Source organism: Gloeobacter violaceus PCC 7421 (assembly GCF_000011385.1).
Lineage (GTDB): Bacteria > Cyanobacteriota > Cyanobacteriia > Gloeobacterales > Gloeobacteraceae > Gloeobacter > Gloeobacter violaceus.
Window position 1 is genome coordinate 4,312,666 of sequence record NC_005125.1, and the last position, 26,311, is coordinate 4,338,976.

At 63.5% G+C, this 26,311-nt stretch carries 25 protein-coding genes; 9 read left to right on the forward strand and 16 right to left on the reverse strand.

All coding sequences use genetic code 11. The features are described 5' to 3' along the window. Nucleotides 1–45: 45 nt before the first annotated feature. Nucleotides 46–294 carry a type II toxin-antitoxin system RelE/ParE family toxin gene (locus tag GLL_RS23845; protein ID WP_011144102.1) on the reverse strand — a complete coding sequence of 83 codons (249 nt, stop codon included), beginning with the start codon at nt 292–294 and terminating at the stop codon, nt 46–48. 48 nt (nt 295–342) lie between these two features. Beyond that, nucleotides 343–585, reverse strand: coding sequence for a type II toxin-antitoxin system ParD family antitoxin (locus tag GLL_RS21205; RefSeq protein ID WP_011144103.1), 243 nt, complete (start codon nt 583–585; stop codon nt 343–345). Between the two features lie 103 nt (nt 586–688). On the opposite strand from GLL_RS21205, the gene GLL_RS23535 reads away from it, so the two are divergent. The 4 genes from GLL_RS23535 to GLL_RS21220 all read left to right on the forward strand — a co-directional run bounded on the left by GLL_RS23535 (nt 689) and on the right by GLL_RS21220 (nt 5,382). Continuing rightward, entirely contained in the window at nt 689–811 is a 123-nt protein-coding gene (locus GLL_RS23535) for a hypothetical protein (RefSeq protein ID WP_269446166.1), read from the forward strand. Between the two features lie 34 nt (nt 812–845). Next, complete coding sequence (rnz, locus tag GLL_RS21210; protein ID WP_011144105.1) at nt 846–1,799, forward strand: ribonuclease Z; 954 nt, start codon at nt 846–848, stop codon at nt 1,797–1,799. A 372-nt stretch (nt 1,800–2,171) separates the two neighbouring features. Next, nucleotides 2,172–4,427 carry an FG-GAP repeat domain-containing protein gene (locus tag GLL_RS21215; RefSeq protein WP_011144106.1) on the forward strand — a complete coding sequence of 752 codons (2,256 nt, stop codon included), beginning with the start codon at nt 2,172–2,174 and terminating at the stop codon, nt 4,425–4,427. Nucleotides 4,428–4,620: 193 nt separating this feature from the next. Next, on the forward strand, nt 4,621–5,382 hold the full coding sequence (locus GLL_RS21220) for a Uma2 family endonuclease (protein ID WP_164929453.1): 762 nt from the start codon (nt 4,621–4,623) through the stop codon (nt 5,380–5,382). Nucleotides 5,383–5,401: 19 nt separating this feature from the next. Here GLL_RS21220 and GLL_RS21225 read toward each other — a convergent pair whose 3' ends face one another. From GLL_RS21225 to GLL_RS21250, 6 genes are read right to left on the reverse strand one after another with little or no spacing between them, the layout of a single operon-like run. Next, nucleotides 5,402–6,451 carry an ABC transporter ATP-binding protein gene (locus tag GLL_RS21225; protein ID WP_011144108.1) on the reverse strand — a complete coding sequence of 350 codons (1,050 nt, stop codon included), beginning with the start codon at nt 6,449–6,451 and terminating at the stop codon, nt 5,402–5,404. Further along, nucleotides 6,435–7,418, reverse strand: coding sequence for an ABC transporter ATP-binding protein (locus GLL_RS21230; protein WP_011144109.1), 984 nt, complete (start codon nt 7,416–7,418; stop codon nt 6,435–6,437). The genes GLL_RS21225 and GLL_RS21230 overlap by 17 nt, the downstream gene beginning before the upstream one ends. Beyond that, nucleotides 7,418–8,338, reverse strand: coding sequence for an ABC transporter permease (locus GLL_RS21235; protein ID WP_011144110.1), 921 nt, complete (start codon nt 8,336–8,338; stop codon nt 7,418–7,420). Before GLL_RS21235 ends, GLL_RS21230 begins: the two co-directional genes overlap by 1 nt. Nucleotides 8,339–8,343: 5 nt before the next feature. Next, complete coding sequence (locus GLL_RS21240) at nt 8,344–9,264, reverse strand: ABC transporter permease (RefSeq protein ID WP_011144111.1); 921 nt, start codon at nt 9,262–9,264, stop codon at nt 8,344–8,346. 14 nt (nt 9,265–9,278) lie between these two features. After that, complete coding sequence (locus GLL_RS21245; RefSeq protein ID WP_011144112.1) at nt 9,279–10,919, reverse strand: peptide ABC transporter substrate-binding protein; 1,641 nt, start codon at nt 10,917–10,919, stop codon at nt 9,279–9,281. Then, nucleotides 10,900–11,739: a cyanophycinase gene (locus tag GLL_RS21250; protein WP_164929455.1), complete on the reverse strand. Its 840-nt coding sequence runs from the start codon at nt 11,737–11,739 to the stop codon at nt 10,900–10,902. Before GLL_RS21250 ends, GLL_RS21245 begins: the two co-directional genes overlap by 20 nt. Before the next feature lie 127 nt (nt 11,740–11,866). On the opposite strand from GLL_RS21250, the gene GLL_RS21255 reads away from it, so the two are divergent. Beyond that, nucleotides 11,867–12,571: a response regulator transcription factor gene (locus GLL_RS21255; protein WP_011144114.1), complete on the forward strand. Its 705-nt coding sequence runs from the start codon at nt 11,867–11,869 to the stop codon at nt 12,569–12,571. A gap of 152 nt (nt 12,572–12,723) precedes the next feature. Further along, nucleotides 12,724–13,539, forward strand: coding sequence for a PD-(D/E)XK nuclease family protein (locus tag GLL_RS21260; protein WP_011144115.1), 816 nt, complete (start codon nt 12,724–12,726; stop codon nt 13,537–13,539). Between the two features lie 117 nt (nt 13,540–13,656). On the opposite strand, the gene GLL_RS21265 is transcribed toward GLL_RS21260, so the two are convergent. Next, the gene (locus tag GLL_RS21265; RefSeq protein WP_164929456.1) at nt 13,657–14,781 is read right to left on the reverse strand and encodes a YihY/virulence factor BrkB family protein; all 1,125 of its coding nucleotides are present in this window, start codon (nt 14,779–14,781) and stop codon (nt 13,657–13,659) included. A 113-nt stretch (nt 14,782–14,894) separates the two neighbouring features. Further along, nucleotides 14,895–15,956, reverse strand: a complete 1,062-nt coding sequence (locus GLL_RS21270) for an LON peptidase substrate-binding domain-containing protein (RefSeq protein WP_164929457.1) — start codon at nt 15,954–15,956, stop codon at nt 14,895–14,897. Nucleotides 15,957–16,126: 170 nt separating this feature from the next. Here GLL_RS21270 and psb35 point away from each other — a divergent pair, with 170 nt between their 5' ends. Then, nucleotides 16,127–16,339 carry a photosystem II assembly protein Psb35 gene (gene psb35 / locus GLL_RS21275; RefSeq protein WP_011144118.1) on the forward strand — a complete coding sequence of 71 codons (213 nt, stop codon included), beginning with the start codon at nt 16,127–16,129 and terminating at the stop codon, nt 16,337–16,339. Nucleotides 16,340–16,491: 152 nt separating this feature from the next. Here psb35 and GLL_RS21280 read toward each other — a convergent pair whose 3' ends face one another. The 6 genes from GLL_RS21280 to GLL_RS21305 form a co-directional block, all read right to left on the reverse strand. Further along, nucleotides 16,492–16,665, reverse strand: coding sequence for a hypothetical protein (locus GLL_RS21280; protein ID WP_164929458.1), 174 nt, complete (start codon nt 16,663–16,665; stop codon nt 16,492–16,494). Between the two features lie 82 nt (nt 16,666–16,747). Further along, a complete protein-coding gene (locus tag GLL_RS21285; protein WP_011144119.1) occupies nt 16,748–17,041 on the reverse strand; it encodes a hypothetical protein in 294 nt (97 codons plus the stop codon). Then, nucleotides 17,041–17,928 (reverse strand): hypothetical protein, encoded by an 888-nt coding sequence (locus GLL_RS21290; protein WP_164929459.1) that lies wholly within the window; start codon nt 17,926–17,928, stop codon nt 17,041–17,043. The genes GLL_RS21285 and GLL_RS21290 overlap by 1 nt, the downstream gene beginning before the upstream one ends. A gap of 66 nt (nt 17,929–17,994) precedes the next feature. Continuing rightward, nucleotides 17,995–19,797, reverse strand: coding sequence for an ABC transporter ATP-binding protein (locus GLL_RS21295; protein WP_011144121.1), 1,803 nt, complete (start codon nt 19,795–19,797; stop codon nt 17,995–17,997). A 50-nt stretch (nt 19,798–19,847) separates the two neighbouring features. Further along, a complete protein-coding gene (locus GLL_RS21300; RefSeq protein WP_011144122.1) occupies nt 19,848–21,152 on the reverse strand; it encodes a putative sensor domain DACNV-containing protein in 1,305 nt (434 codons plus the stop codon). Nucleotides 21,153–21,196: 44 nt separating this feature from the next. Continuing rightward, entirely contained in the window at nt 21,197–22,336 is a 1,140-nt protein-coding gene (locus GLL_RS21305) for a tetratricopeptide repeat protein (RefSeq protein ID WP_011144123.1), read from the reverse strand. 76 nt (nt 22,337–22,412) lie between these two features. Between GLL_RS21305 and GLL_RS21310 the strand changes: the two genes are divergently transcribed. Together GLL_RS21310 and cobT are read left to right on the forward strand one after the other, a co-directional pair. Next, complete coding sequence (locus tag GLL_RS21310) at nt 22,413–25,106, forward strand: M16 family metallopeptidase (protein WP_164929460.1); 2,694 nt, start codon at nt 22,413–22,415, stop codon at nt 25,104–25,106. A 95-nt stretch (nt 25,107–25,201) separates the two neighbouring features. Next, entirely contained in the window at nt 25,202–26,284 is a 1,083-nt protein-coding gene (gene cobT, locus GLL_RS21315; protein ID WP_231848270.1) for a nicotinate mononucleotide-dependent phosphoribosyltransferase CobT, read from the forward strand. Nucleotides 26,285–26,311: the final 27 nt, after the last annotated feature.

Sequence of the window (26,311 nt, forward strand, 5' to 3'; positions counted from 1 at the left end):
CCTGGCTGGTCCAACCTGAAGGTGTCCTTGAATCTATTTGTGCGCTCAACCATCTTCAAGGTGGGAATCTATGTCCATGCGTTCGTGCAAAACTCGGATGATTTCTAAACCCGCTTCAGATTCACGGTAGAAAATCAGGTGCCGTCCCACGTGGTATTTGCGATATCCGGGCCGAAGCTCATCGCAGGCTCTTCCCCGTTGCGGCTCCTGCGCCAGAAGCTGAAAGGATGCATCCAGTTTGGCAAGGTAGTTGTTCCGTTGCGCGCCCCCAGGTGGCCTCGGTGTAGCGGCCAATGGATCGCAAATCCTGCACCGCCAGCTCAGTAAGCCGAAAAACCGGCATCAGACAGCGTGTTCCTGGTCAAGCTCTTCGAGCAAACCGTGCAAAGAATAATCGGTCAAACCGCTGCTCTCACCGTCTTGCAGAGCGCGGCGTAGAGCCGCAAACTTTATCTCATGCTCTTCGAGCAATCGCAGTCCGGCGCGGATCGCTTCACTGGCGGAGGCATAACGCCCGCTGTCGATCTGCCTGGCGATAAACGCTTCAAAATGCTCCCCGAGGGTGACGCTCGTATTTTTTTGCATGGCCGAGTTTCCAGGACGCGATATCAACATATATTATATTTTGGTATTACTCGGGTCAAAGTTCAACGGCAAAACCGCAGCGTCACCTGTGGGCATGCATCCGGTGAGTATAGAAGTGTTTTTGCCCGAAAGCGCCAAGCCGCCTTTTAAAGTCGAGATTACCCGCGCGGCCGGTTCTACCAAAGCGAGCCGTCCCGATCGCCAGGACGCGCCTGCCGTTCCGTAGCGGTACAGTCCCCCAAAATTGTTACAACTGAGGGATGTTGCTGACATTTTTGGGAACCAGCAGCGGCACACCCACCCGCTCGCGCAACGTCACGTCGATCGCTTTGCAGTTGCCGCAGCGCTCCAGCCTGTGGCTGTTTGACTGCGGCGAGGGCACCCAGCACCAGGTCTTGCGCACGCCTTTGCGCCTCAGCCAGCTGGAGAAAGTCTTCTTCACCCACCTGCACGGGGATCACCTGTTCGGGTTGGTGGGGTTGCTTGCCAGCCGCGCTTTGGGCAGCGCCGGGACGACACCGGTGAAGCTCTATGGCCCACCGGGACTGCAGGAGTACGTGCGCGCCACCCTGCGCTATAGCGACACCCACATCAACTATCCAATCCACTTTCAGACCGTCGAGCCGGGTCTGGTGCTGAGCGAGGAGGGCTTTACGGTGCTTGCCAACGCCCTCAAGCACCGGATCTCGGCCTTCGGCTACAGCGTCATCGAACACGACCAGCCCGGCCGCTTCGACGCTGAGCGGGCCGCCCAGCTGGGTATTCCCTTTGGGCCACTGTACGGCCAGCTCAAGGCGGGCCGTACAGTGGCGCTTCCCGACGGCCGCACCGTGGACGGGCGCACCCTGGTCGGCCCCGAGCGCAAGGGCCGCAAGCTCACCTACTGCTCCGATACCATCTATACCCCCAGCGCCATCGAGCTGGCTTTGGGAGCCGACGTGCTCATCCACGAAGCGACCTACTGCGAAGCGGATCTGAACCTGGCGGAGCGCGGCCTGCACTCGACGGCGGCGATGGCCGCCCGGGTCGCCCGCGAAGCAAAGGTGCGCCAGCTCATCCTCACCCACTTCAGCCCCCGCTACGAGGCGGGTCTTGCCGCCCTGCGCACCGAGGCGGAGGCGATTTTCCCGAACGTGCGGATGGCCGAAGATTTCTGGCGCTATGAGATCAAAGCGGTCGAAGCGCAGTTGCCGAAAGCCCTGGTGGAGCAGTAGGCTCGGCCTGCGCTTCGTGCCGATATCCGGACCCGTTGCCTTGGGATTTCAGAAACTCGAACCTGCAGGTCGTCGGCTGACTGGCACCAACGGTATGGGGTTCTGCCAGGAGTGGGACAGCGGTGAGCCGGGTGCATAAATCTCAAGCGCCAGAACTAACAGGATTGTGACCCAGTAAAATCGCCGTCCGGTACGCCAACGGCTCTGCGGCAACTGGTTTGTACTTTTTGCTCTGTTGCCGGTGTTCACTGCTGGAACATCGCTAATTTGTTCTTTTAATTGCGGTCTGGGGCATCCCTTTGCTGCCGTCGATCGAGCTGACTGTCAATAGACTTACCAACATCGAACTTATTGCCTTTAAGGAGTTGTACGGTGCTGCCTACATTTCGACTGCAATGGAAGAAGTTGCCCCTCGCTTCGATTTGCTGCTGTAGCGGTATTGCGGCTGCCCTGTTAACCGTAGGCTCCGCTGCCGCGGCGGCTGAGATTGCTTTTGTCGCGGCGCGCGAGCTGCCGCTTGCTGCGACACTTCAGGTCCAGAATGCCCTGGCGGTAGCAACGGCGGATTTCGACGGCGACGGAGACCCGGATCTGGCGGCGCTCAGCCGTGTGGGAGACGGCAACAGGCCCAATCGGGTGTCGGTGTTGCTCAACCGGTCCGGCGGTAATTTCTCGCCCGGTGGCAGTTACGAAGTTGGAACGGGCGATGCGGGCGCTCTGGTAACTGGCGATTTCGACGGCAACGGAGACCCGGATCTGGCACTTACCAACCGCACGGACGGCACGGTTTCTGTGCTGCTCGGCAGGCGTGGGTCGCGTTTTGCTGTTCCCGTCAGTTTTGCCGCCGGGGAACAGCCCGTGGGGCTTGCGGTGGGCGACTTCAACGGCGACGGCCGCCAGGATCTGGCAGTTGCCAATCAGATCTCACCGGCAGGGACTGTTTCGGTGTTGCCGGGAAGCGGTAACGGGAACTTCGGCTCCGCGCTCACCTTCGATTCCGGCGGCGATGCCGCCCGTTCGGTAGCTGCCGGGGATGTGGACGGCGACGGCGATCTAGATCTGGCGGTGGGCAATGTCGGCGGCGATTACTACGCTCCCGACACGGTCACGCTGCTCAAAAACAATGGAAACGGCAGTTTCGGAAACTCCATAACACTGACGGACACTTCCGTATTTGATCCAACCGCCCTGCAGTTTGGTGATATCGATAGCGACGGCGACCTGGATCTGGCGGTGCTCACAGAGCAGCTTCGGGTATACTCTTTCGGCTACGGCAGCGTTGGGGCGCAAACGCTGGTGAACAATGGTGTCGGCAACTTCGCACTCCAGGAATACTTCAACCTGGGCACCAGTCCCAACGCCGGTGGATTGGCTCTGGGTGATATCGACGGCGATGCAGATTTGGACATTGCGGCCTTCAACAGCCGCGACGGAGCAGTGGCACTGCGCCGCAACGACGGCAGCGGTCGGTTCGGCGAGCTGGCCCGCTTCGCCTCGGGCAACGGCAGTGGAATTTTGCTGGCAGATATCGATCTTGACGGCGATACCGACGTGGTGACCGGCGGCAGCAACGCTCTCAGGCTGTTGGCGAACGATGGACAGGGTGAGCTGCAGGCGGCGCCCATTTTCGGCTTCAACGCCGAAACTTTCAGAGACGCGCGTTCCGGAATAATCGAGCTGGGTGACCTCGACGGGGATGGGGATCTCGATGTGCTGTTTGGCTATCCCTATTACTCGGGGGCGATTTCTCTAAATCGCGGCGACGGTACTTTTGTGGGCGGACCGTCCGGCCCGAGCGTTTTTCGGATCACGACCCTCGCCCTAGGAGATATCGATGGAGATGGCGATCTGGATCTGCAGGACGCCAGCAGTTACTACGAAAGCGTGAATCTGCGCAAAAATAACGGCGATGCCACCTTCGCGGATGTCGGCGTACTGGACACCCCCGGCATTCCGGGCGCCATCGCTCCAGCGGACCTGGACGGCGACGGCGACCTGGATCTGGCTGTATCCGGCGGTAGCTTTACCGCCGTGGCGCTCAACAATGGCGAAGGCAGTTTCGCAGCAGCCACCACGGTTAGTGGGATCGCCCTGAATTTCTTGCAAACCGGGGATTTCGATGGCGACGGCGACCTGGATCTAGTTGGGGTGAGCGGCTCGCAAGTCATCTCACTTATCAATAACGGCGACGGCACTTTCCCAACGAGCCGAGAAGCTGAAGTCGGAGGAAGTTCGGGCCGGTTCGCCATTCTCGACTTTGACGGCGACGGCGATCTCGATCTGGCGTTGCCCCAAGGAACGTCCCGGTCGTTCGCCCTGCTGCGCAACCGCAACGGTCGCTTTGAACTGTCCGGGCGGGTGCCGCTGAGCATTGCGCCGGCGGCGGCGGTGGCGACGGATTTTGATGGCGACGGCGACCCGGATCTGGCGGCGGTGGGCGGCGAGGTGGCCGTCACACTTCCCAATCTCGGCCGGGGGCGCTTCGGAGCGGAAAACAGATGGGTGGGCGGCAGCAGCATCCGGCAGATCTTGAGCGGCGATCTCGACGGCGACGCGGACGCGGATCTGGTCGTGGACAACCAGTTCGCGTTTGGCTTCGGGGTGCTCAAAAACATCTCCGGCCCATGAGCGCAAGCCAATCTCAAGCGACCGAGTCTGCCAGGGGTCCAGGGAAATTGCCGCAAGCCGGGGCATTCGACCCGAAAGCGACAGTCCAGACATTTTTGTGCGCGAACGGCAGGTTGGCAAGCCCCTGACCGCCTTCCACAGTAGCGCCCTGGAGGCGGGCTACAATGGCGCCAGTGCGACGGAGGGCCTGCCTATGTACCAGCCGCAAGTGTCGGCGGACGTTATTTGGCCGCCCACCGACCTGTGGAGCGACGAGCCGCCGATGGAATCCGATTGGCACCGCAAGCAGATGCAACTGCTCATCGACGCGCTCGAAGGCCACTGGTGCGACCGGCAGGACTTTTATTGCTCCGGCAACCTGACGATCTACTACAGCCTCACCCAGCGCAAGTCCGAGGATTTTCGGGGGCCGGACTTTTTCGTGGTGCTCGGTTGCGAACGTCGGGAGCGGCGCAGCTGGACGGTGTGGGAAGAAGGCGGCCGACTGCCCAATGTGATTGCAGAAATCTTGTCGGACTCGACCGCGGAGGTCGATCGGGGGCTCAAAAAACAGATTTACCAGGACGTGCTGCGGGTGCCGGAGTATTTTTGGTTCGACCCGCAGAGTGGCGAGCTGTGCGGTTTTCACCTGGTCGAAGGCCGGTACGTGCCGCTGGAGGTGGACGAGCAGGGTCGGCTGTGGAGCGCGCAGCTGGGGTTGTACTTCGGGGTGTACGAGGGTCGTTTGCGGCTCGTCACCGGCGAAGGGGAGGTGATCCCGACCCCGACGGAACGGGCGCAGCAGGAGCGAGAGCGCGCCGAGCAGGAGCGAGAGCGTGCCGAAGTGGCCGAGCGACAAGCACAGAGCGAAAGCTTACGCGCCGAGCAAGAAAGGCAGCGCGCCGAGCAGGCTGAAGCGCAAGCGCAACGCCTGGCAGAGCGCTTGCGCTCTCTGGGTGTCGATCCGCAGACCTGAACGGCCCCTGGCACCTGCCCTACGCAGCCGAATCGCGCGCGGCACCGCCCGAGGAAACCTCCTCCAGCAGAAAACAGGCGGCCTGATGGCCACCGCCCGTATCGACGAGGGGCGGCTCCTCGGCGCGGCAGCGCTCCTGGGCGTAGGGGCAGCGGGTGTGGAAGCGGCAGCCGACGGGCGGGTTGATCGGGCTGGGCACATCGCCTGTGAGCACAATGCGCCGACGGGTTTTCTCGACGGCCGGATCGGGAACGGGCACAGCCGAGATGAGCGCCTGGGTGTAGGGGTGCAAAGGGCGGCGGTAGATTTCGCGGCTGTCGGCCACCTCCACCAGCTTGCCCAGGTACATCACCGCCACCCGATCGCTGATGTGGCGCACCGCCCGCAGGTCGTGGGAAATAAACAGGGTCGTCAGGCCAAAGTCGCGGCGCAACTGGCTCAGCAAATTGAGAATTTGTGCCTGGATGGAGACGTCCAGGGCGGCGATGGGTTCGTCCGCCACGATAAATTCCGGTCCCACCGCCAGGGCGCGGGCGATGCCGATGCGCTGGCGCTGACCGCCCGAAAATTCGTGGGGATAACGCTTGACAAAAGCGGGGTTGAGACCAACGGTGCGCATCAATTCCTGCACCCGCCGCCGGAGCGCTTCGCCGCGCAGGGGCTCGAAGATCTCGATGGGTTCGGCGATGATGTCCCCCACGGTCATGCGCGGGTTGAGCGAGGCGTAGGGATCTTGAAAGACCATCTGCATCCGGCGGCGCATTTGCTGCAGCTGGCGGGCATTCAAGCCGGTCAGCTCGGTGCCTTTAAAGAAAATGCGGCCCGCCGTGGGGCGCACCAGTTGCAAGATGGCCCGGCCGAGGGTCGATTTGCCGCACCCGGATTCGCCCACCAGACCCAGCGTCTCCCCCGGCTGGATGTCGAGCGTCACGCCGTCGATCGCCTTGACCACCCGCGCGGGGGGGCGGCCCAACAGCCGCCCCAGGGAGCCCACCGAATCCAGGGGAAAGTGGACTTTCACATCGCGCACGGCAATCAGCGAAGAGACGTTTTCAGGCACGGGTCTCACTCCGAACGTTGAGCCAGCAGGCGGAGCGGTGAGTCGCTCCCACCGCCACCGTTTCGGGGGGTTGGGCGCACAGCTCGGCGGCGTGGGGGCAGCGGGGGGCAAAGGCGCACCCCGGCGGCAGGCAGGTCATGTCGGGGGGCAGGCCGGGAATCTGATACAACTCGGCGACCTCCTGCAAAGGATCCGGCATCGAACGCAAAAGCCCCTGGGTGTAAGGGTGGGCGGGCCGGGCAAAAAGGCTGTCCGTCGGGGCGGATTCGACGATTTTGCCCGCGTACATCACCGCCACCCGGTCGGCCATGCCCGCCACCACACCCAGGTCGTGGGTGATCAAGATCACGGCGGTCCCGAGGCGATTGCGCAGGTCTTTGATCAATTCCAGAATCTGCGCCTGGATGGTGACATCCAGGGCGGTGGTCGGTTCGTCGGCAATCAGCAGCTGCGGGTCGCACGAAAGGGCCATGGCGATCATCACCCGCTGGCGCATGCCGCCGGAAAACTGGTGGGGATAGTCGTCGATGCGCCGCGCAGCGTCGGGGATGCCCACCAGTTCGAGCATCTCGATGGCCCGCCTGCGGGCGGCGCGCCGGTCGAGCCCCAGGTGCAGCTCGGAAATTTCGGTCAGTTGCCGGGCGATGCGCAAAAACGGATTGAGCGAACTCATCGGATCTTGAAAGATCATCGCGATGCGCTTGCCGCGGATGGCGCGCATTTCTCGATCGCTCAGTCTGAGCAGGTCCTGGCCGTCAAAGAACACCTGACCGCCCTTGATGCGCCCGGGCGGCGTCGGGATGAGGCGCATGATCGATAGACTCGTCACCGATTTGCCGCTGCCCGATTCGCCCACGATCCCCAGCGTCTGCCCGGCTTCGAGATCAAAAGACACATCGTCGACTGACCTCACCTCGCCCTCGCGGGTAAAAAACGAGGTCTGCAGGTTGCGCACAGAAAGCAGCGGTCCAGCCATCAGTCGGCCCGCGATTGGGGATCGAGGGCATCGCGCAGGCCGTCGCCCAAAAAGTTGAGGCTAAAGAGCGTCACCGTCATCATCAACCCCGGAAAGATCAGGTGCCACGGATAGACCGAAATCGCCCCCACCCCCTCCTGCACCAGCGTCCCCCAACTGGAAAGAGGCGGCTGCACCCCAAGGCCCAGAAAGCTCAAGAACGCCTCGGTGAGCATGACGCTCGGAATGGTCAATGTCGTATAAACGATCACCGGCCCTAGGGTGTTGGGCACGATGTGCCGGAAGATGATTTTGGGGGTGCTCACCCCGATGGCGCGGGCCGCTTCGACAAATTCGCGGTTTTTGATGGAGAGCACCTGGCCGCGCACGATCCGGGCCATGGTGAGCCAGGAAATCGCTCCCAGCATCGCAAAGAGGACGATCAGGTCTTTGCTGAAAAACGCGAGCAGCACGATGATGAGAAAAATGTCCGGCAGCGAATAGAGAATATCGACAAAGCGCATCATCGCCTCGTCCACCTTGCCGCCGAGGTAGCCCGAGATGGCGCCGTAGGTGACGCCAATCAATAAACTGACTACCGAGGCCACCACCGCCACCAACAGCGAAATCTGACCGCCGATGAGCGAGCGCACCAGGATGTCGCGGCCGAGTTGGTCGGTGCCGAACCAGTGGGCCGGGCTGGGCGCCTGGTAGACGGTTTCGGGATTGGTCTGGTCGTAGGTGTAGCCCCAGGTCATCGAGATGATCGCCGGACCGACCAGGACGGCTGCCAGGATGATCGCAAAGACGACGGCACTCGCCACTGCCAGTTTGTTCTTGACAAGCCGCCGCCGGGCGTCCTGCCAGAGGCTGGTGCCCCGGACCAGTTCGAAGGACTCAGGGGCGAGCGTAGCTGCGGTGGGTTCTACCGGGGTTTGCATGGGGATTATTTATAGGCGATGCGTGGATCGATGAGGGCGTAGACGATATCGACCACCAGGTTGAGGACGATGAGCAAGGTGGCGACCACCAGCGTCACTCCGACGACGATGAAGCTGTCGCGGGCGTTGGCGGCTTCGATAAAGAAGTTACCCAAGCCGGGGATCAAAAAAAGTTTTTCCACAACAATTGTGCCGCCCAGCAAAAAGGCGAGGGCCGGTCCCGAGTAGGAAACCACCGGCAGAATACTGCCCCGCAGGGCGTGGCGCAACAGCACGACGCTCTCGCGCAGGCCCTTGGCGCGGGCGGTGCGGATGTAGTCGGAGCGGAGCACTTCCACCAGACCGCTGCGGGTGAGGCGGGCGATGTAGGCGGTGTAGAGGGCACTGAGGGTGAGAGCGGGCAAAATCAGGTGCGAGAGATCCCCCCAGCGCGCCGGGGGCAGCCAGTAGAGCGTGAGGGAGAGCACAATGACCAGCAGCGGTCCGAGCACGAAGTTGGGAACCGATACCCCCAGCACCGCCGCGGCCATCGCCCCGTAGTCCACCCCGGAGTTCTGGCGCAATGCGGCGACGATCCCGGCCCCCATGCCCAGCACCAGGGCCGTCAGGTAGGCGGTTCCCCCCAGAATCATCGAGTTGGGAAGCCCCTGGGCGATCACGTCGCCCACGGTGCGATCGAGGTAGCGTGTCGAAGGACCCAGATCAAAATGCAACACCACCCGCTGCATGTAGTTGAAGTACTGTTCGTGCAGAGGTTTATCCAGACCGTACTTGGCGTTGAGCTTTTCGATCACCGCGGGCGGGTAGGCGCGCTCCTCCATGAACGGACCGCCGGGAGCGAGCCGCACCAGAAAGAAGCTGATCGTGACCACGACAAGCAGCACGGGGATCGCAAACAGTAGGCGTCGGAGAATAAAGTTCAGCATCGGCGGGTGGGTCGCTAGGGTTGGCGGGCAAGGCGGCGCTGGGGCCAGTCGCGGTCAATCGAAACGTACTTGAAGGGGTGCTGATCGAGCAAGTTGGGGTACCAGCCTGCCACCCAGGGCTTTTTCATATAAGCCAGGGCGTAGAAATACACGGGGATCACGGGCATCTGGTCAATCAGGTAGGCTTCGGCTTCTCGCAGCAGGCAGTTGCGCTTTTGTTCGTCCGGTTCGGCGTTCGCCTGGTTCATCAGGCGGGTGTACTTCGGGTCCACCCAGCCGGGGTGGTTCTGGAGGGTATCGCGGGACAACAAGTCGAGATACGTGCTCGGGTCGATGTAATCGCCCACCCACGAGTCGCGGGCCACATCGAAGTCGCGCCGCTCGCGGCGGGCCTGGAAGGTCTGCCACTCTTCGTTTTGCAGATTGATGCGGATGCCCAATTGTTCCTTCCACATCCGCTGGGCGGCCTGGGCCACCGTGCGGTGGTTCTCCTGGGTGTTGTAGTAGAGCGTGAGGACCGGAAATCCTTTGCCGCCCGGATAGCCCGCCTCGGCAAGCAGACGGCGTGCCGTTTCGGGGTCGTAGCCGGGGCCGGGGGGCGGGACGTAGCCCGGTACGCCGGGGGGAACAAAGGTCGCGGCCGGTTTCTCGCCGCGCCCGACGAAGCGCTCGGCAATCGCTTTTTTGTCAAGAGCCAGATTGAGGGCGCGGCGCACCCGCACGTCCTTGAGCGGACCGCGCTTGACGTTGAGGCTGTAGTAGTAATTGGTGAATTGGGCTCCGCCTTGAAAGTCCCGGTAAGTGCGCAGTTTGCGGATGAACGGTGCCGGCAGATAGTTGCTGAAGACCACGTCGATCTCACCGGCGCGGTAGAGATTGGCGTTCTGAGACTCCTCCTGGGCGGGGATCAGCACCACTTTGTCGAGCCTGACTCGGCCGCTATCCCAGTAGAGGGGATTTTTCTTGAGCACCACCTGGCTGTAGGGCACTGCCTCGGCGATCACAAATGGTCCGCTGCCGACAAAGTTTTTCGGGCGCGTCCAGAGATCGCCGTACTTTTCGATTGCGTGGCGCGGCAGGACAGTAAAGGCGTAGTGGGGCGTCATCTTGGCGAAAAAAGCCGTGGGCTTCTCCATCTCGACGCGCAGTGTGTACTCGTCCACGGCGCTCACCCCGAGCTTTTCAGGCGGCAGCTTGCCTTCTGCCACCGCCTGGCCGTTTTTGACGTAGTACATAAAGCTCGCGTAGGGCGAGGCGGTGTCCGGGGTGGCGATCCGCCGCCAGGTCCAGACAAAGTCGCGGGCGGTAATCGGAGTGCCGTCGCTGAAGCGGCCGTCCTGTCGCAGGGTAAACGTCCAGACCCCGGCGCTCGCATCGGCCTGCCAGTGCCGTGCCATGGCCGGCCGCGGCGCCAGGGTGCGCGGATCGTAGCCGGTGAGGCCCTCGTGGACGTTGTCGAAGATGTGCGATTCGGGGATGCCGGAGGATTTGTGCGGATCGAACGAGCGCGGTTCGGCGCCGTTGCCCACCCGCAACACGTTATCGGTGGGGGGCACGAGCTTGCCGAAAAACAGCGGCCCGGCGTCGGTGGAGGTGCAGCCGGCCAGGGCGAGTGCTGCGAGGACGAGCAGGAATTTAGAGCGTTTGGCGTTCACGGAGGTTGTAGCGCAGCCCCTGGGCCATCACCGCGATGCGGAAGTTGCCGACGCTGAGCGGCTGGTAGGACTGGATGTCGTTGATCGTGTTGTAGACCAATTCGCTGCCGTCCACCACGGTGACGGTCCCCTCGCCGATCACCTCCAGGATGCCGTCGCCGTGCAGCACCACGGCGGTGTTCTCGTCGATGCCGATGCCGATGCAGTGAGGTTGGGAGGCCACCGCGGTCATCAACCTGGGTAGACGGTTGCGGTTGTGAAAGTGCTGATCGACGATCACATCTTTAAGAAGGCCGAGTCCCTCGGAAAGTTCCACGATGTTGCGCTTGGGCGGCTCACCGCTGTAGCCGCGGGCGATCATGCACTCACCCATGGCGGATGCCCCGGCGCTGGTGCCTGCGATCACCAGCCGCCCGGCGGTTGAAGCCTGCTGCATGGCGCGGGCCAGGGCCGTGCCGGCGACAAGCTTGCACAGGCGCACCTGATCGCCGCCGGTCATAAAGAGTCCCGTGCTGTTGTGCAGCCGCGCCACGTTCTCGTCCAGTTCGGCTTCGAAGCGGTTGGTGATGTTGAGCACCTCCACCGAAGCCGCCCCCAACTGCACAAACAGCAACCGGTAGACCTCCGCCAGAATTTCCGGCATGCTCGAAGCGCTCGGCACGAGGAGTAACCTCGCCTCGGAGCCGCCGGCCCGGGCCAGAAAGGCCTTGAGAATACTTTTTTCGCGCTCTTTGTCCTCGGCGCCACCGATAATGATCAGTGGGCTGCCCTGGTTGAGGGCACGCGTGTGCGCATCGATCGTCGGCAACGGCTGAACCAAAAGACCTTCACTCTCCCATCCACAACCCAATGGGCTCCCCACTCTAGACTACAGCACCTTCCCCCCCAAGCAGTCTTGAGCGCTTCGCGCCGGATGGTAGGATGATGTCGCTCCCAGAGGAACAGGCATGGATGCAACGATGCGCCACCAGACGGTACTGGTGGTCGACGACGCAGAACTCATCCGCGAAACGGTGGGCATGGCCCTTGGCGAGGAAGGCTACAGCGTCGTGCTGGCCGAGGACGGCCGCCAGGCGCTCGATTTGGTCCGCAACTCCGATAAAGTCGATTTGATCGTGCTCGACTTGATGTTGCCCCATCTCAACGGCCTTGATCTGTGCCGTTTGCTGCGCCGCGAGGGTAACGCCGTGCCGATTTTGATGCTCACCGCCAAGGGCACCGAGACCGACCGGGTCGTGGGCCTCGAAGTGGGTGCCGACGACTATCTACCCAAGCCCTTTGGGATGCGCGAGCTGATTGCCCGCTGCCGGGCGGTGCTGCGCCGCCATACCCGCACCCAGACCCAGGACAACAGCGCTGTCCTGCGCTGCGGCGATCTGTGCATGAATACGCAAGAGTGCCGGGTGCGCGTGCGCGACGTCGAAGTCGATCTTTCTCCTAAAGAATTTCGTCTGTTGGAACTATTCATGCGCAACCCGCGCCGGGTATGGTCGCGCGAGCAGCTCATCGAGCGGGTCTGGGGACCGGATTTCATGGGCGACAGCAAAACCGTCGATGTCCATATTCGCTGGCTGCGCGAGAAGCTCGAGGCCGATCCCAGCCATCCCGAATATCTGGTGACGGTGCGGGGCTTCGGCTACCGCTTCGGCTAAAGCATCGCCAATACAGGACGGCTGAGGCGTCAGCCGTCGCGCAAGCTACCGCTCCGGCACTTCGGAGCGGCATGAACGCCTGCGCACGATCCCGAAGGCTGGACCATATATAGTGTGTATTAGAGAAAGCCTTTTTTCGGGGCGCTACATTTATGAGTCTGCCGCTATCCGCCTCGCGCCTGGTCCGCTACGCCACCTGCCCGCGCGCCTACGCCTGGAAGTACCGCTATCACTATCCGGAACCCGGTGGCGGCGGTCGGCGGCAGCGGCTGGGCATTTTGCTGCACGCGACACTGGGTCGCTTCTGGCAGGACTGGCTGGGGCGGCGGGGGGATCGGTCGCTGGGTCACCTGGAGCGGTTGTGGCGCCAGGGGGGCGGCGAGTTGGAGAAGCCGGAGCAGACGAGCGGCTGGCATGCCCTCGAAAGTTATTACCTGCAGGAAGTGCGCCGGCCGGAACCGCCCAGGCCCTTTGCCAGCGAAGGTCGGCTGCGCCACAGCCTGGTGCTCGATCGGGTGGATGTGCAGTTCGAATCGCGCTACGACCTGCTTTTGTGGGGCGAGCCCGACCGCCGAGGGGTAGCGGGTATCGATCTGGTGGAATTCAAGACTGCCCGCCAAGTACGCTCGCTGAGCCAGTTGGAGGCGGATTTGCAGCTGTCGTGCTACATCCTGGGCATCGGCGCCCAGTACGGACAGGCGTTGCGCACGGTGAGCCATTACTACTTGTTGAGCGGCGAGAAGCTCACTTTTGCCGTCCAGCCCCATCACCAGCGCTACGCCCTGGAGAAGGCCCAGCGGCTGGTGGCCAATTTATTGGACGGCGGCGACTGGGAGCCCAAACCCGGCAGCCACTGTCGGCGCTGCGGCTACCGATCCCAGTGCGATCTGTCCAATCCACGCCAGTTGCCCCCTGAAAGTGCCGGCTACGCCCGGCCGGAGCAACCGCTGGTGCTGACGTTGTTCTGAGCTTAGTATGCCTGCAGCCAACCCCTTGGGCCAAGCTTTGAAGCCCCACCATCGTCCGGTGCTGCTCACATATCGATCAACAGAGCCATTACATGAACAGCAAGGCTGAAACTCGAGCTATTTCCGAAGCCTTGTGAGCACGAGGAAGCTTAAGACGAACGCGGCAGCACGCTTGAGTGGGTTGGTAGGTTCCGGTCGGCCTGCAGAATGTCGTGCGTCTGGGCCGAGCCTCGCCTCAGCACCGACGGCCTGCAAAGCAGGCAGGGCCGCCGGCTCGGCGGGCGCTTCGACTGCCTGGGAGTACTGGCTCGGGCCGATGCCCTGGCGGGCGAGCACGCTTTGCTCGATGGGCATGGCATTGTCGGAAGGTACAATCTGCGAGCCGTACTTCTTGGCAAAGACCTTGGTAAATTCGGCCCCGAAAAAAAGAATTTGGACTGTGTAATAGACCCACACCAGCACGACCACCAGCGAGCCCGCCGCCCCGTAGCTGGAGCCGAAGCTGCTCTGGCCCAGGTAAAGCCCGATGAGCGACTTGCCCAGTACGAACAGGATCGCCGTCATCGCAGCACCAATGGCGACGTCCTGCCAGGCAATTTTGACATCCGGGAGCACCTTGTAAATCATCGCGAATAAGAGCGTCGTGATCGCAACTGAAACCAGCACGTCCACCAATCCCGGCACGAAGCCGGGCATCGGCAGCAAGGCGCCGAAGTAGCCGGTGACGGCACTGACGACGGCGCTGACGACCAGCGACACCAACATCAAAAAAGCGATCCCGAAGACCATCGAAAAGGAGACGAAGCGCTGCTTGACCACCTCCACCCAGCTGCGGTCGGGCTTGGGCGCCACGCCCCAGATAGTGTTGAGGGCGTCTTGCAACTCGCCGAACAGCCCCGAGACGCCGAAGAGGATGGCGCCAAGGGCGATGGCGGTGGCGGTGAACCCCGAGGCGGGATGGTAGGCGCTTTTGACCAGTTCCTGGATGGCCGACGCGCTCTGCTGGCCTACCAGACCGGCAATCTGGTTGTCGAGCTGACCGCGCACCGCATCTGGACCCAGAAAAAACCCGGCGACGGCGATCACCACCACCAACAGCGGTGCCAGCGAAAAGAATGTGTAGTATGCAAGGGCTGCCGCCAGACGCGGCACCTTGTCATTCGACCACTCCTGGCCGGTTTCTTTGAGTAAGTCGAGCCCTTTCTGCCAGAGGGGCAAGGGGGCGGGCTGCGGGTTGGTCATCGGTTTGGAACTGTAATGCACACCCCGATATCATCCCATTCGGGTGGCGCGAGCTTCGTCTTCCCCAGGTGGGAAGTGCGGCTGTGGCTGTCCCTCCCAAGAAAGAGGCTGATTCAGGGTTGGGTTTTCTGGAGAGCGGCGAGCAGTTCGGCCCGGTCCGGGGTGCTGCTCGCAAAGATCACTTCTCTCAGCCAGCCGTTGAGAGGCAACGGTTGGGCGGGTTTTTTGTCCGCCCGGGCGTAGGCACCCGCTTCGACATCCTTGACAAAAGCGATCCAGAGCTTGAAAAATTGCTGCTGCTGGGCAGGGGTGAGCCGGATCTGCGTACCGACCTCGGCGGCACCACCTTTGCGGCGGGTGAGCAACAGCCGGTCGCTGAGCACAACCCCCTGCAGGAAGTCACTGCCGATGAGCATCGAAAAGGAGATCGGATCGCTGCCGCCTAGGGCGATTTTGGCTTCGCCGGGGGTGGGCGTGTCGGCGGCACGGGTACGGCCGCTTTGCCGCTGCAGGCTCGCGATCAATTCCTGGCGGGTATTGAGCAGGATTGCTTTGGCTTTTTGCAGCCGCTCCGCCGTATCGGGGATCTCCAGAAGCATCTGTTGCGTCCTCGGAGCGCCGTAGAAGCGACTAGCCATCCAATAAGAAAATTCCCTGGGTTCGCTCGGCAGTCTGGGTAGGTCCACCGTGCGCTTGAGCGCTTCGCTCGAGAGGCCCACCACGTCCTGGAGCAGTTGCTTAGTCTCGATAACCAGCGGCTCCAACTCTTTGCCGGACGGTCCCTCGGCAAGCCAATCGACCGCCGCCAGCAAAAACGGCTCGCGCTGGGTATAGGAGCCGACCCGGAAGCGCCGCCCGCCCTGGGTAAGCATATTAAAACCGCCGCCACCGAGCTGCTCGATGTAGAGAATATCGGCCGTGCAACCGATCGCGGCGGGTTTGTCGTTGGTTTTAAGCACGACCCCCAGCCGTCCGTCGCCGTTGAGTACCGCGCCCATCATCTTGCGGTCGCGGGGCTGGACGATGCTCAAGGTGAGCGGCTGCCCCGGAAAAAGAACAGCCTCCGGCAACACTACCAAAGGCAATGCTCGAGGAGGATCGGCGGCCTGCGCTGCAAAACTTCCAAAAGCGGCAACGGCCACACCCCCCAGAATAAATCGGCGGCGAACACCCATGGCCGGTTGTCTCCGATTGGCCCCTCTGGGATTCAATGTACGCCATTGCGGCACATCTGTCCTTCTCAGTCCTGCGGGCTAGCGACCGTTCTATCACGTTCTGTCAGTAGATTGATGAATGTCAGCTCCCACGTTGATAACGTGGCAGTGTCAAAACGGAATCTTCGGTTATGGAAAGTTTGCCCATCGTTTTGTTGGTTGTCGGATTTATCGTTGCGGTTACCTTCGGCTCAATCGCCTGGTACAACTCCAAGCGTCCGCCCGGCTGGGAAGCCGCGAAAAAGCCCGACGTCGTGCCGGACCTGACGCCGGATCAAAAGCGCTGGCCCAACAAGCCCAATCCCTCCGACGCGACCAGCCCCGAGAATGTTATTCGCGAATAAAAAGCTTCGCGACTTCCCCACCGCGGTCTTCCACTCAGCCGTTGCGGCTTCCTGGCTCAGGGAGCCGCTTTTTATCGACGGCACCGCTCATCAAAACGGCCGAGGAATCGATTCCTCGGCCGTTATAGGTCTTAAGAGCTGAACGCCTACCGCTACCAGCAGCGCTCTAGATATTGCTGCTCAGATTGCAGCGCCGTCAGCAACCGTTTGTCGCCGCTCTGTTGCGCTCTGACGATGCGCCCATCGAGCTGCCGTTTCCAGTTTTCTAACTGCAACCGGCGAAAGTGGCTGATGCGTGTGCCTTCGCTTTTTCCCCAAAGTTTCATCTGCGCCTACCCATCTATCACCACTCCAATTCTACTCAAAAACAAGTACTTTGTAGCAAATTACACATTTTGTGAGGATTCCTTAACGGCGCAGTTCGATGTCGGGCAGTGGGCGAATGCGCCCCTGCTCGATGTGGTAATGGGCGCCGCAGGCGGGGCAGACGGCTTCTCCCAGCAGCGTCGGTGCTTCGTCGGTGCCCGCGAGGATGTCCTCGGGGGTGAGGGACCACTTGTGCTCACAGCGCGGACAGACGAACCAGCGGCTGCCCGGCCCCAGTTCCGGTACATTCAGCAGGATATTTCCCGGCTGCGGCCAGCGGTCGAGGCCGCGTTGCACCGAGCAGCGGTAGCGGCGAAAGGGACGCTGCAGCTCCATCAACTGCCTCCGGCGCTCTCCGGTGGGGAAGGTTCGATGCCGTCCCCGGCCGAGGGCGGGGGCGGATGCCGCTGGGCCAGGCGACCCAAGATACCGGGCTCCGGGGGGGGGCGCTCGCCGCGCAAGCTGCGCACCCAGGTGCGCAGGGCCGCTGCCCAGGGCGTCCGGCCGGCCGGACTGTGCAGATCCACGATGCGTCCCACCAGCCAGACGAGCGTCTCGGTCGCGCCCACCGGCCGCAGAACGACCCGCTGGGCCTCCCGGACCAAGGGCATGCCGACGAAAAAAAGACGGCAGTCGATGCGGCGGGCGGCCAGCCAACCGGTCATCGGGGCAAGGCGGGCGATCAGTCGGCCGCGGCCGCCGCCCCCCGCGGCGAGCAAGTCGCACTTGGTGAGAACAATGGCGAAGGCGTAGGGCAAGCCCGCCTCGGCCGCGAGCAGCGCGATCGATTTGACCATTTCCAGGATGGTTTGCAGCCGGTCCGCGTAGTCGTCGCGGTTGTACAACGCCAGGGCATCGAGAAAAACGCAGCAGCCGTGGGAATTGAGCACCATGGCGCGCAGGCGGCCGTCGGGCTGCTCGCACAGCTCGCCCGGGATATCCTGCCAGTCGAAGTGACAGAGGGTCTTCTGGCCGCTCCAGTGGCGCACGCGCAGGTGAAAGTGAAAATCGGTGACCTTGATGGTCGCGGGCGGATAGTGGCCGGTGCGCCCGATGTAGGCGAGCACCTGCTCCAGGTGGCGGCGGGAGGTCTGGTCGTCGCAGTCGAACCAGGCGGCGGGCCGTGCCTCCTGAGTCTGCCGCCACTCGGCGTAGCTGCCGGCCAGAAAGACGGTTTTGCCCACCCCCCTCTGTCCGATGCTCAGCAGGCAGAACGTCTTCAAGGGCAGCTCCGTGCACCACCCCTACAATACGCTTGCCGGGGCCGGGCTGGATGCAGGGGAGACGCCCTAGGGGGATCGCTCGCCGGTCTGCACCCGCCACAGCGCCGCATACAGACCACTTTGGCGGAGCAAGTCGTCGTGGCGACCGTGCTCGACGAGGCGCCCGCGGTCGATGACGTGGATGCAATCGGCGGTTCGGACGGTCGAGAGGCGGTGGGCGATCACGATCGTCGTGCGCCCCCGGGTGATGCGCTCCAGCGAGCGCTGGATGGCCGCCTCCGTCTCGTTGTCGATGGCGGAGGTGGCTTCATCGAGGATGAGAATCGGCGGGTCTTTGAGGATGGCGCGCGCCAGGGCGAGGCGCTGGCGCTGTCCGCCGGAGAGTTTCTGGCCGCGCTCGCCCACGACCGTGTCGTATCCCTGGGGCAGCTCGCCGATAAATCCGTGGGCCTCCGCCGCCCTGGCCGCCGCGACGACTTGCTCGGGCGAGGCGTCAAAGCTGCCGTAGGCAATGTTCTCGCGCACCGTTCCGGGAAAGAGAAACACCTCCTGGCTCACCAGGCCCACCGCCCGCCTCAGATCGGCCGGGGCGATATCGCCCAGGGGGCGTCCGTCCAGGGTGATCGCCCCGGCCGTGGGTTCGTACAGCCGCAGCAGCAGTTTGACCAGCGTGCTCTTGCCGGAGCCGGTGGGACCGACGATGGCCGTCGTCTTCCCGGCGGGGATCGCCAGGGAAAAATTCTCCAACACCGGCTTGCGGCTCCGGTAGGCAAAGTTCACCCCGGCAAGCACAATCGCGCCGCGCGCCGCGGCGGCGGGGAGCGGTTGGTTCCCGCCGTGGACAGCAATGGGAGTGTCGAGCAAGTCGAGCACCCGGGCGGTCGAGGCCATCGCCCGCTGGTAAAGATCCAGCGTCTGGCCCAGGCGCGTCAGCGGCCAGAGCAGCCGCTGGATCAGATACACCAGCACGCTGTAGTTGCCGACCGAAAGGCTGCCCGCCGCCACCGCCATCCCGCCGAACAGCAGCGTGGCCACAAACCCAATCAAGATCAAAATCCGGATAAGCGGTACGAAGGCGGCGCTCACGGCGATGGCGCGACGGTTGCTCTGGCGGTAGGCGTCGCTGTCGGCGCGCAGGCGTTCGAGCTCGAACGCTTCGCTTGCAAAGCTTTTGATTGTCGTGATCCCGCCCAGATTGTTGGCGAGGCGGGCGCTCAGCAGGCTGACTTTTTCGCGCACCTCGGCGTAGTAGGGGGCAAGCAGTCTCTGAAAGGCGATCGATCCCCAGAGAATAAACGGCATCGGCAGCATCGCCAGCCAGGCGATCGCTGGGGCGAGATAGAAAAAGACGCCGCCGATGACCAAGACCGTGGTCACCACCTGCAGCACTTCGTTGGCGCCGCTGTCCAAAAAGCGTTCCAACTGGTTGATGTCGTCGTTCAAGACGGCCAGCAGCCCGCCGGTGCTGCGCTCCTCGAAGTAGGCAAGTTCGAGCTGCTGCAGGTGAGCGTAGGCGTCTAGGCGCATTTCGTGCTCGATGTCCTGGGCAAGGTTGCGCCACAACCTGCCGTAGAAGTACTCAAAGAGCGATTCGAGCGCCCAGATTGCGGCACTGAGGGCCGACAGCAGCGCCAGTTGGCCGAAGACGTCGGCAACCCCAAGGCGGGCCAGCCACGAATTTTGCTGCTCGACCACCGCGTCCACCGCCGCGCCGATGAGCACAGGCGGGGCGAGATCAAAAATTTTGTTGAGCACCGAGCAGCCGGCCGCCTGCCGGAAGCGGGTGCGGTAGGTCCGGCCATAGGCCAAAAGCCGCCACAGCGGATGGTTGGCAAAACCGGTGCGCAGGGGCTGGAGAACTCGAGACACCGCGCGCTGGAGTCGGGAACGTTCTTAGGCTAACCCGGCCGGGACGGTTCTCAAAATTCGTTGAGTTCGAGCAACGTCTGCTGCGACCAGCAGGTGACAAAGCCGTCGTTCCAGCGCACGAAGCGTACATTGCCGTCCTGGGAGACGACGATGGTCATCGCGTCGTGCAACTGGTGGCACAGGCGGTAGGCGGAGCGGTGGCGGGTACCGACGCTCGCGGTCGATTCGAAACTCACCTGCTCGCCTTCGAGATCGAGGGCGCGTGCCACCACCCGCACATCGACATTGTCGCAGGCGATAAACCCACCGAAGCCCAACAGCTCGAAGCGCCGGGTCACCACCACCGCCCCGTCGACGGCGGCCAGGTCCGCCACGAAGTGGGCGGTCTCGAAGAGCGCCTCGTCGAGGGTGGCCAAAAGCGGGTTGTTACTCTGCTCGTACTCGCGCCAGCCCACCGGCCGTTCGCTGCCGCAGTTGAGGGCGGCAAGGGCGTTCATGATCTTCAGCAGCAGCGTGCGAAAGCGTGCCCGCGGCTCCTCCGGCTTGAAGCCGTACTTGAAACTTAGATAGGGGTTTTTCTGGGTAAGCGTCTGGGCGCGCTCGGGATCGACAAAGATAATCATGCCGCCGTGGTGGCGGGTGCGGATCGTGGCGATGATGCGCTTGACGATATTCTGGCCGAGCGACTGGATAGTCCGGCCGTCCAGGGTGGCCCAGGGTTCGCCTGAGCGCTCGCGCGCCTCGCTGTGCTGCGCAATCAGTTCGCTTCTGACCTCGGTAAAACCGGCCGGCAGCCAGAGCGAGTCGAAGACGTTTGTTGCCGCCGAGAGCAAGCGGCCCTCGTTGAGCTGGGCGATGGCGGCGGAGCCCCTGCACACCTCGAGGCGTCCCCGCCCGCTGGTGCAGACTACCAGGGCGGGGGGCAGCGGCCTGCCGGGGGCGCGCCCGCCGCGCATCGGCCGCAGCCAGCGCAGACCCGAGTGGGCAATACCCCAGATTTTCAGTTCGCCTTCGCCGTCCAGGCAAACGCCGATGAGCGAGCGGTCGAAGGTGGCTGCGGGCGAGAGCCGCCGCAGATCGTGGGGGGTAAACGGTTGCAATTCGTCGAACAGCAGGCGGTGCAACCCCTGGGGCGGACCGTCCCCCGACGGCAAATCGACCGGTTCGCAAAAGATCAGCCGGAAGGTGACGGGGCGCTGCTCATCGACCAGCAAACTGGCCTGATAACTCGTCGAAAGGATTTCTTCGAGCACATTCAAAGGCGGCAGCGGGGTCTGCTCGGCGGCTTGCGCCTCGCCGCGGCTCCAGTGCTTGAGCACGAAGGAAGCCAGATCCCGGGGGTAAGCGTGGCTCATCCTGACTGTCGATGGGAGCAGTTCAATTGTGGCACCGCGGGCGACTAGGAGGTGGGTGCCGCCTGCAGCTTCACCAGCAGCGTCTCGGCCCGCTTGGCGTTGAGGGTGTCGCCACGGCCGGTGAATAATTGCCGGGCCTGGCGCAGGTCGCTAATCGCTCCGGCGCGATCTTCGATGGTCACCCGCAAGCTGCCGCGCTTAAAGTAAGCCTCGGGGTAGCTGGGGTTGAGCTTGAGCGCCTCGGTGTAATCGGCCAGGGCTTCTTTGTAGCGCTTTTGATTGAGCCGGGCGTCGGCGCGCAGTTTGTAATCGAAATCGTCGGGATCCGCCGCTTGGCCAAAGGGTGACGCCTCGCCCTCGCGGTAGGCTGCTTCCGCCTGGGCAGCCTGGCCGAGGTTGAAGCGGGCGTTGCCCTGGACGAAGTAGATCAACGCGGTTTTTTCCCCCTGCTTGATGGCCTGGTCGCCATCTTCAAGGGCCGCCAGATTCGACCCCTGATCGAGGCGCATCGCGGCGCGGTAGGCATAGACGTCCGCAAGCTTCGGGTTGAGTTGCAGGGCCGCGTTGAAATCGTCGAACGCCCGGGGATAATCTCCCAGGCGCTGGTAGGCCCGGGCGCGATCGGCAAGCACCGCCGCTTCCTCCGGCTGGTTCTGGAGAATTTCGTTGTAATCGGCCACGGCGCGGGCAAATTCCCCCTGCCTGACCAGCGCCCGGGCGCGCAGCTGACGCACGTCGATCATGCCGGGGTTGCGGTTGAGCGCTTCGCCGGTATAGATGACCGTATCGGGGTAGTTTTTGAGTTTGAAATAGGCTTTGGCCAGGTTGTGGTAGACCCCGATGTCGTTGGGGTAGACGCGCAGCATCGCTTTGTAGTCGGCGACGGCACCCTGCAGGTCCTCAATCTTCAAGCGGGTGTCGGCGCGTTTGCCCAGGGCCTGGTAGTACTGCGGATAGAGGCGAATCGCCTCGTTATAGTCGGCGATCGCTCCGGCGTAATCGCCCCGGTCGGCCTTGGCGCCGGCCTCGTTGAAGCGCTGCTGCGCTTCGTAGCGCCCCCTGTCCACCTGGGCAAGGCGGACAGGGGTTGTGCCATCCTCGGTGCGTGGTACGGAGTGCGCGTACACTGCGGGTGAAACCCACAGAAGAAAACCGGCAAACCAGATGATCAGGCTGTGCTTCACGGACCCACCTGCAGCGAACGGGGAACATCGCGAAATCGGGCGCCATCTTAGCTCAGGCTTGCGCGCGATGGCGACGATGCAAACAATTCCCTGGTTCTGGTGTGTGCTTCTGGTGTTGTGGGCGGCAGCGCCCGCCCTCGCCGCCGAGGTGCAGCAGACGATCTTGCCCAACGGTCTGCGGGTACTTACCAAAGAAATCCGCACCAGCCCCGCCGTCACCGTGCAAGTCTGGTACGGTGTCGGATCGCGCGACGAGGCGCCCGGCGGCACGGGTCTGGCCCACCAACTGGAGCACTTGATGTTCAAAGGCACCAAAGCCCGCCCGGTGCAGTTCGGTCGGCTGTTCAACGCCTTGGGGGCGGATGCCAACGCATTTACCAGTTTCGATCAGACCGCCTACTACGCCACCGCCGGTTCGGACAAGCTGGAGGCGCTGTTGCAACTGGAGGCCGACCGCATGCGCGGCGCGGTGATCGACGCCCCGTCGCTCGCCGGCGAAAAGACCGTCGTGCTCTCCGAACTGGACGGCCGCCAGAACAATCCCCGCTCAGTACTGAACGAAATGGTGCTCGCCAAGGCTTTTAATCGTCATCCCTACCGCATCACACCCATTGGCGAGCGCAAAGACGTCGAGGCGTTCACGGTCGATCAGGTGCGCGATTTTTACCGCCGCCACTACGGTCCCAACAACGCCACGCTCATCGTTGTGGGCGATTTTGAGACCGCCCGGCTGCTTGAAAAGGTGCGCCGCCACTTTGGGCCGATTGAACCGATAGCCGGTTTCAAGCCGCTGGTGCCCCCGGTCGAGCCGCCCCAGAGCGCCGAGCAGCGCGTCGAGTTGCGCCGTCCCGGCCGGGTGCCCGCCCTGCAGGTGCTCTACCGCACCCCCGCCGCGAACGATCCCGACGTGCCGGCAATCGACGTGCTCGACACGATTCTCACCAACGGCCGCAGCGGCCGGCTCTTTAAAGCGCTCGTCGAGACGGGCCTTGCCACCGGGGCCGGGGGCAGCCAGTCGACCCAAAGGGACCCCGGCTGGTACAGCTTCAGCATCACCCCCCGCCAGGATCCTGAAACTGTACTCAAAGCCCTCGATGCCACCCTCGCCGAGGTCCGCAGCCAAGGCGTCACTGCGGCGGAACTGGCCCGCGCCCGCGAGCAGGTGCGCGTCAGCCTGCTGTTGGGCAAAGATTCGATCGAAGCCCAGGCAAACCTGCTCGGTTCCTTTCAGACCACCTTCGGCGATTACCGCAAACTGGATACCTACTTGCAGCAGATCGACCGGGTGACTTCCAAGGATATTCAGCGGGTGCTGCAGAAGTACTTCGAGCCCACCAACCGCACCGTCGGGGTGTTCATCCCCACCGACGGTGCGGCTGCCGCTCCTCAAGGCACGCCCGAGACCACCCAAGTCACCTCCTACGCGAGCGGCCAGCCGGTGGATTTTGACGCAGTGAGCCGCTACCTGCCCGCCCTGGGTAAATCCGGTCCGGTGCGTGAGCCGCGGCCGGTGGAGGCGACTTTGCCCAACGGCATCCGCGTGCAGGTGCTGCGCAACCCGAGTGCGCCCACCGTGTCGGTGTTGGGCCGCTTCCAGGCGGGTTCGGCCTTCGAAAATCCCGAGCGCGCCGGGATCGCCGGTATGGTGAGCGCGCTCTTAGACGAGGGCACCCGCACCCGCAGCGCCGACGAATTGGCGATGTTGCTGGAGGATCAGGGTATCCGCCTGGGTTTCCAGGCCCGCCGCGAGAACACCCTGATGCAAGCTGCGGCCCTCGCTGAAGATCTCGACCTGCTGATGGCGCTGGGCGCCGATGTGGTGCGCAACCCCGTCTTTCCTGAAAAAGAATTCGAGCGCGTGCGCGCCCAGTACCTCACCAGCCTTGCCAACACCCTGGACAGCCCGGCGGGGGTGGCCCAGCGCACGTTTTACTCGCTGCTGTACCCGCCGGCGCACCCGTTTCACACCCAGATCACCGAAGCTTCGCTCAAGGCGATCACCCGCGCGGATCTGCTCGATTTTCACCGCCGCTTTTACCGGCCCCAGGACTTTATTTTGACGGTGGTGGGCGACGTCGATCCGCAGCGGGTTATTGAGCAGGTGCGCACCCATTTTGGCGACTGGAAAGTCGAAGGACCGGCGCCCGAGTTGAAGGCCGCCCCGGTCACCCCGGCCTTGCGCCGCGAGGCGGTGGTCCTGCCCGGCAAGCGCGAAGCGCAAGTGATCCTGGGCGGTGTCGGCATCGCCCGCACCGACCCGGACTATTACGCGGTGCTGGTGATGAACGACATCCTCGGGGGCAACACGCTTTCGAGCCGCCTCGGCGCCCGCGTGCGCGACCAGTTGGGCCTCACCTACGGCGTCTACTCCCGCTACGCCCCCGGCGAACTCGCCGGCCCCTTTACCATCCAGATGCAGACCAACCCGGCCAACGTCGAGCGGGCGGTGGCCGCCGTGAACGAAGAATTGGCCAGCTTTCGCAAAGACGGCCCCACTGGGGCCGAACTGGAGCGCGCCCGCCGCTCGCTTATCGATCGCTTTCCGCTGGCCCTCACCGACAACGCCGGGGTGGCCAATCTGCTGCTCGAAGAAGCCATCTACGGCCTCGGCCGCGACTACCCCACCCGCTTCGTGCGTTCTTTAGAAGCGCTCAAAGTCGAAGACATCCGCCGGGTGGCCAACCGCCTGCTGCAGCCGGAGGCCTTCACCACCGTGGTGGTCAGCCCCAACCCTGCCCCGGTGGCTAAACCGGCCGCAAGAGGACCCTGATGTTGATCGGGTGCCCACGAGCAACTGGGGAGGGGTTGCCGTCGGACGTGGGTGCGGCGTGCCCACGTCGGCCGATCGGTGCCAGAATTTTGCCCATGGTCATTTACTGTTTTGATCCCGAGCGGGGACGGCGGTGGACGGAGCGCCTGACGGGGATTCGTCCGCAGTTTGCCTGCGTGCTGGGTTTTACGGAGACCGCTTTGATTCCGGGCATCTCGGCGGCGGGCCTGACACCTGAGGCCCGCCGCTTTACTGCCTTGGGCGACGGCGAGGTGCTGCTGGCGGGCCGCTCGGCGCGCCTGCCCAGTGCCCCGGAAGGGTACCCTTCGCCGGTGGTGATTAGCCGCGCGGTGGTGGAACTGTTGGGACTGCCGGTACGGGTATTCGACGCCGGACTGCCCGAGACCTGCAAAGATGCGGTCCACCTGGGCGGCTCACCGGCCCGCTGCCTGAGCACCGGCCGAGCCCTGGCACCCGATACGGTCGCTCACTTATTTTCTCAGGGTCTCGCCTGGGGCGAGCGGCTTGCGGACGAGGGCGGCTACCTGGCCATCGGCGAGTGCGTGGCCGGCGGGACGACGACGGCGCTCGCGGTGCTGCGCGCCCTGGGTCATGCCGCCGACGGGCTGGTGAGCAGTTCCCATCCCCGCTGCAACCACACCCAAAAGGGGGCGCTGGTGGACTTGGCCCTTCAAAAAGCCGATTTGCCAATCGATGCCTCTGCCCTGGCGATTCTTGCCGCCCTGGGCGACCCCGCCCAACCGGCCATTGCCGGGATGGCAATCGCGGCGAGCCACCGGGTGCCGGTGCTGCTTGCCGGAGGGACACAGATGCTTGCGGTGGCGGCGGTGGCCGAGCGCCTCGCGGCGGAGGCGGGGCTTGGCTGGCGGCCGGAGCAGATAGCGGTGGGTACCACCCGCTGGGTGGCCGCCGATCCGACCGCCGATGCGGCGCTGTTGGCGGCGCGCATCGGGGTGGTGCCGCTTTTGGCCGCGGCGCTCGACTTTTCGCACTCCCGCCATCCGGCTTTGCAGGCTTACGAGCGCGGCTACGTCAAAGAAGGGGTAGGCGCGGGCGGTCTGGCCATCGCCGCTGAGCTTGCCGGTATCGACTCCGAACGGCTCTTGGCAGCGATCGACGATTGGCTCGATCGCTGGAACTTGCCCACGCCGGTTTAAACCCTAGTAGCCGGGCGGTTGTCAGGG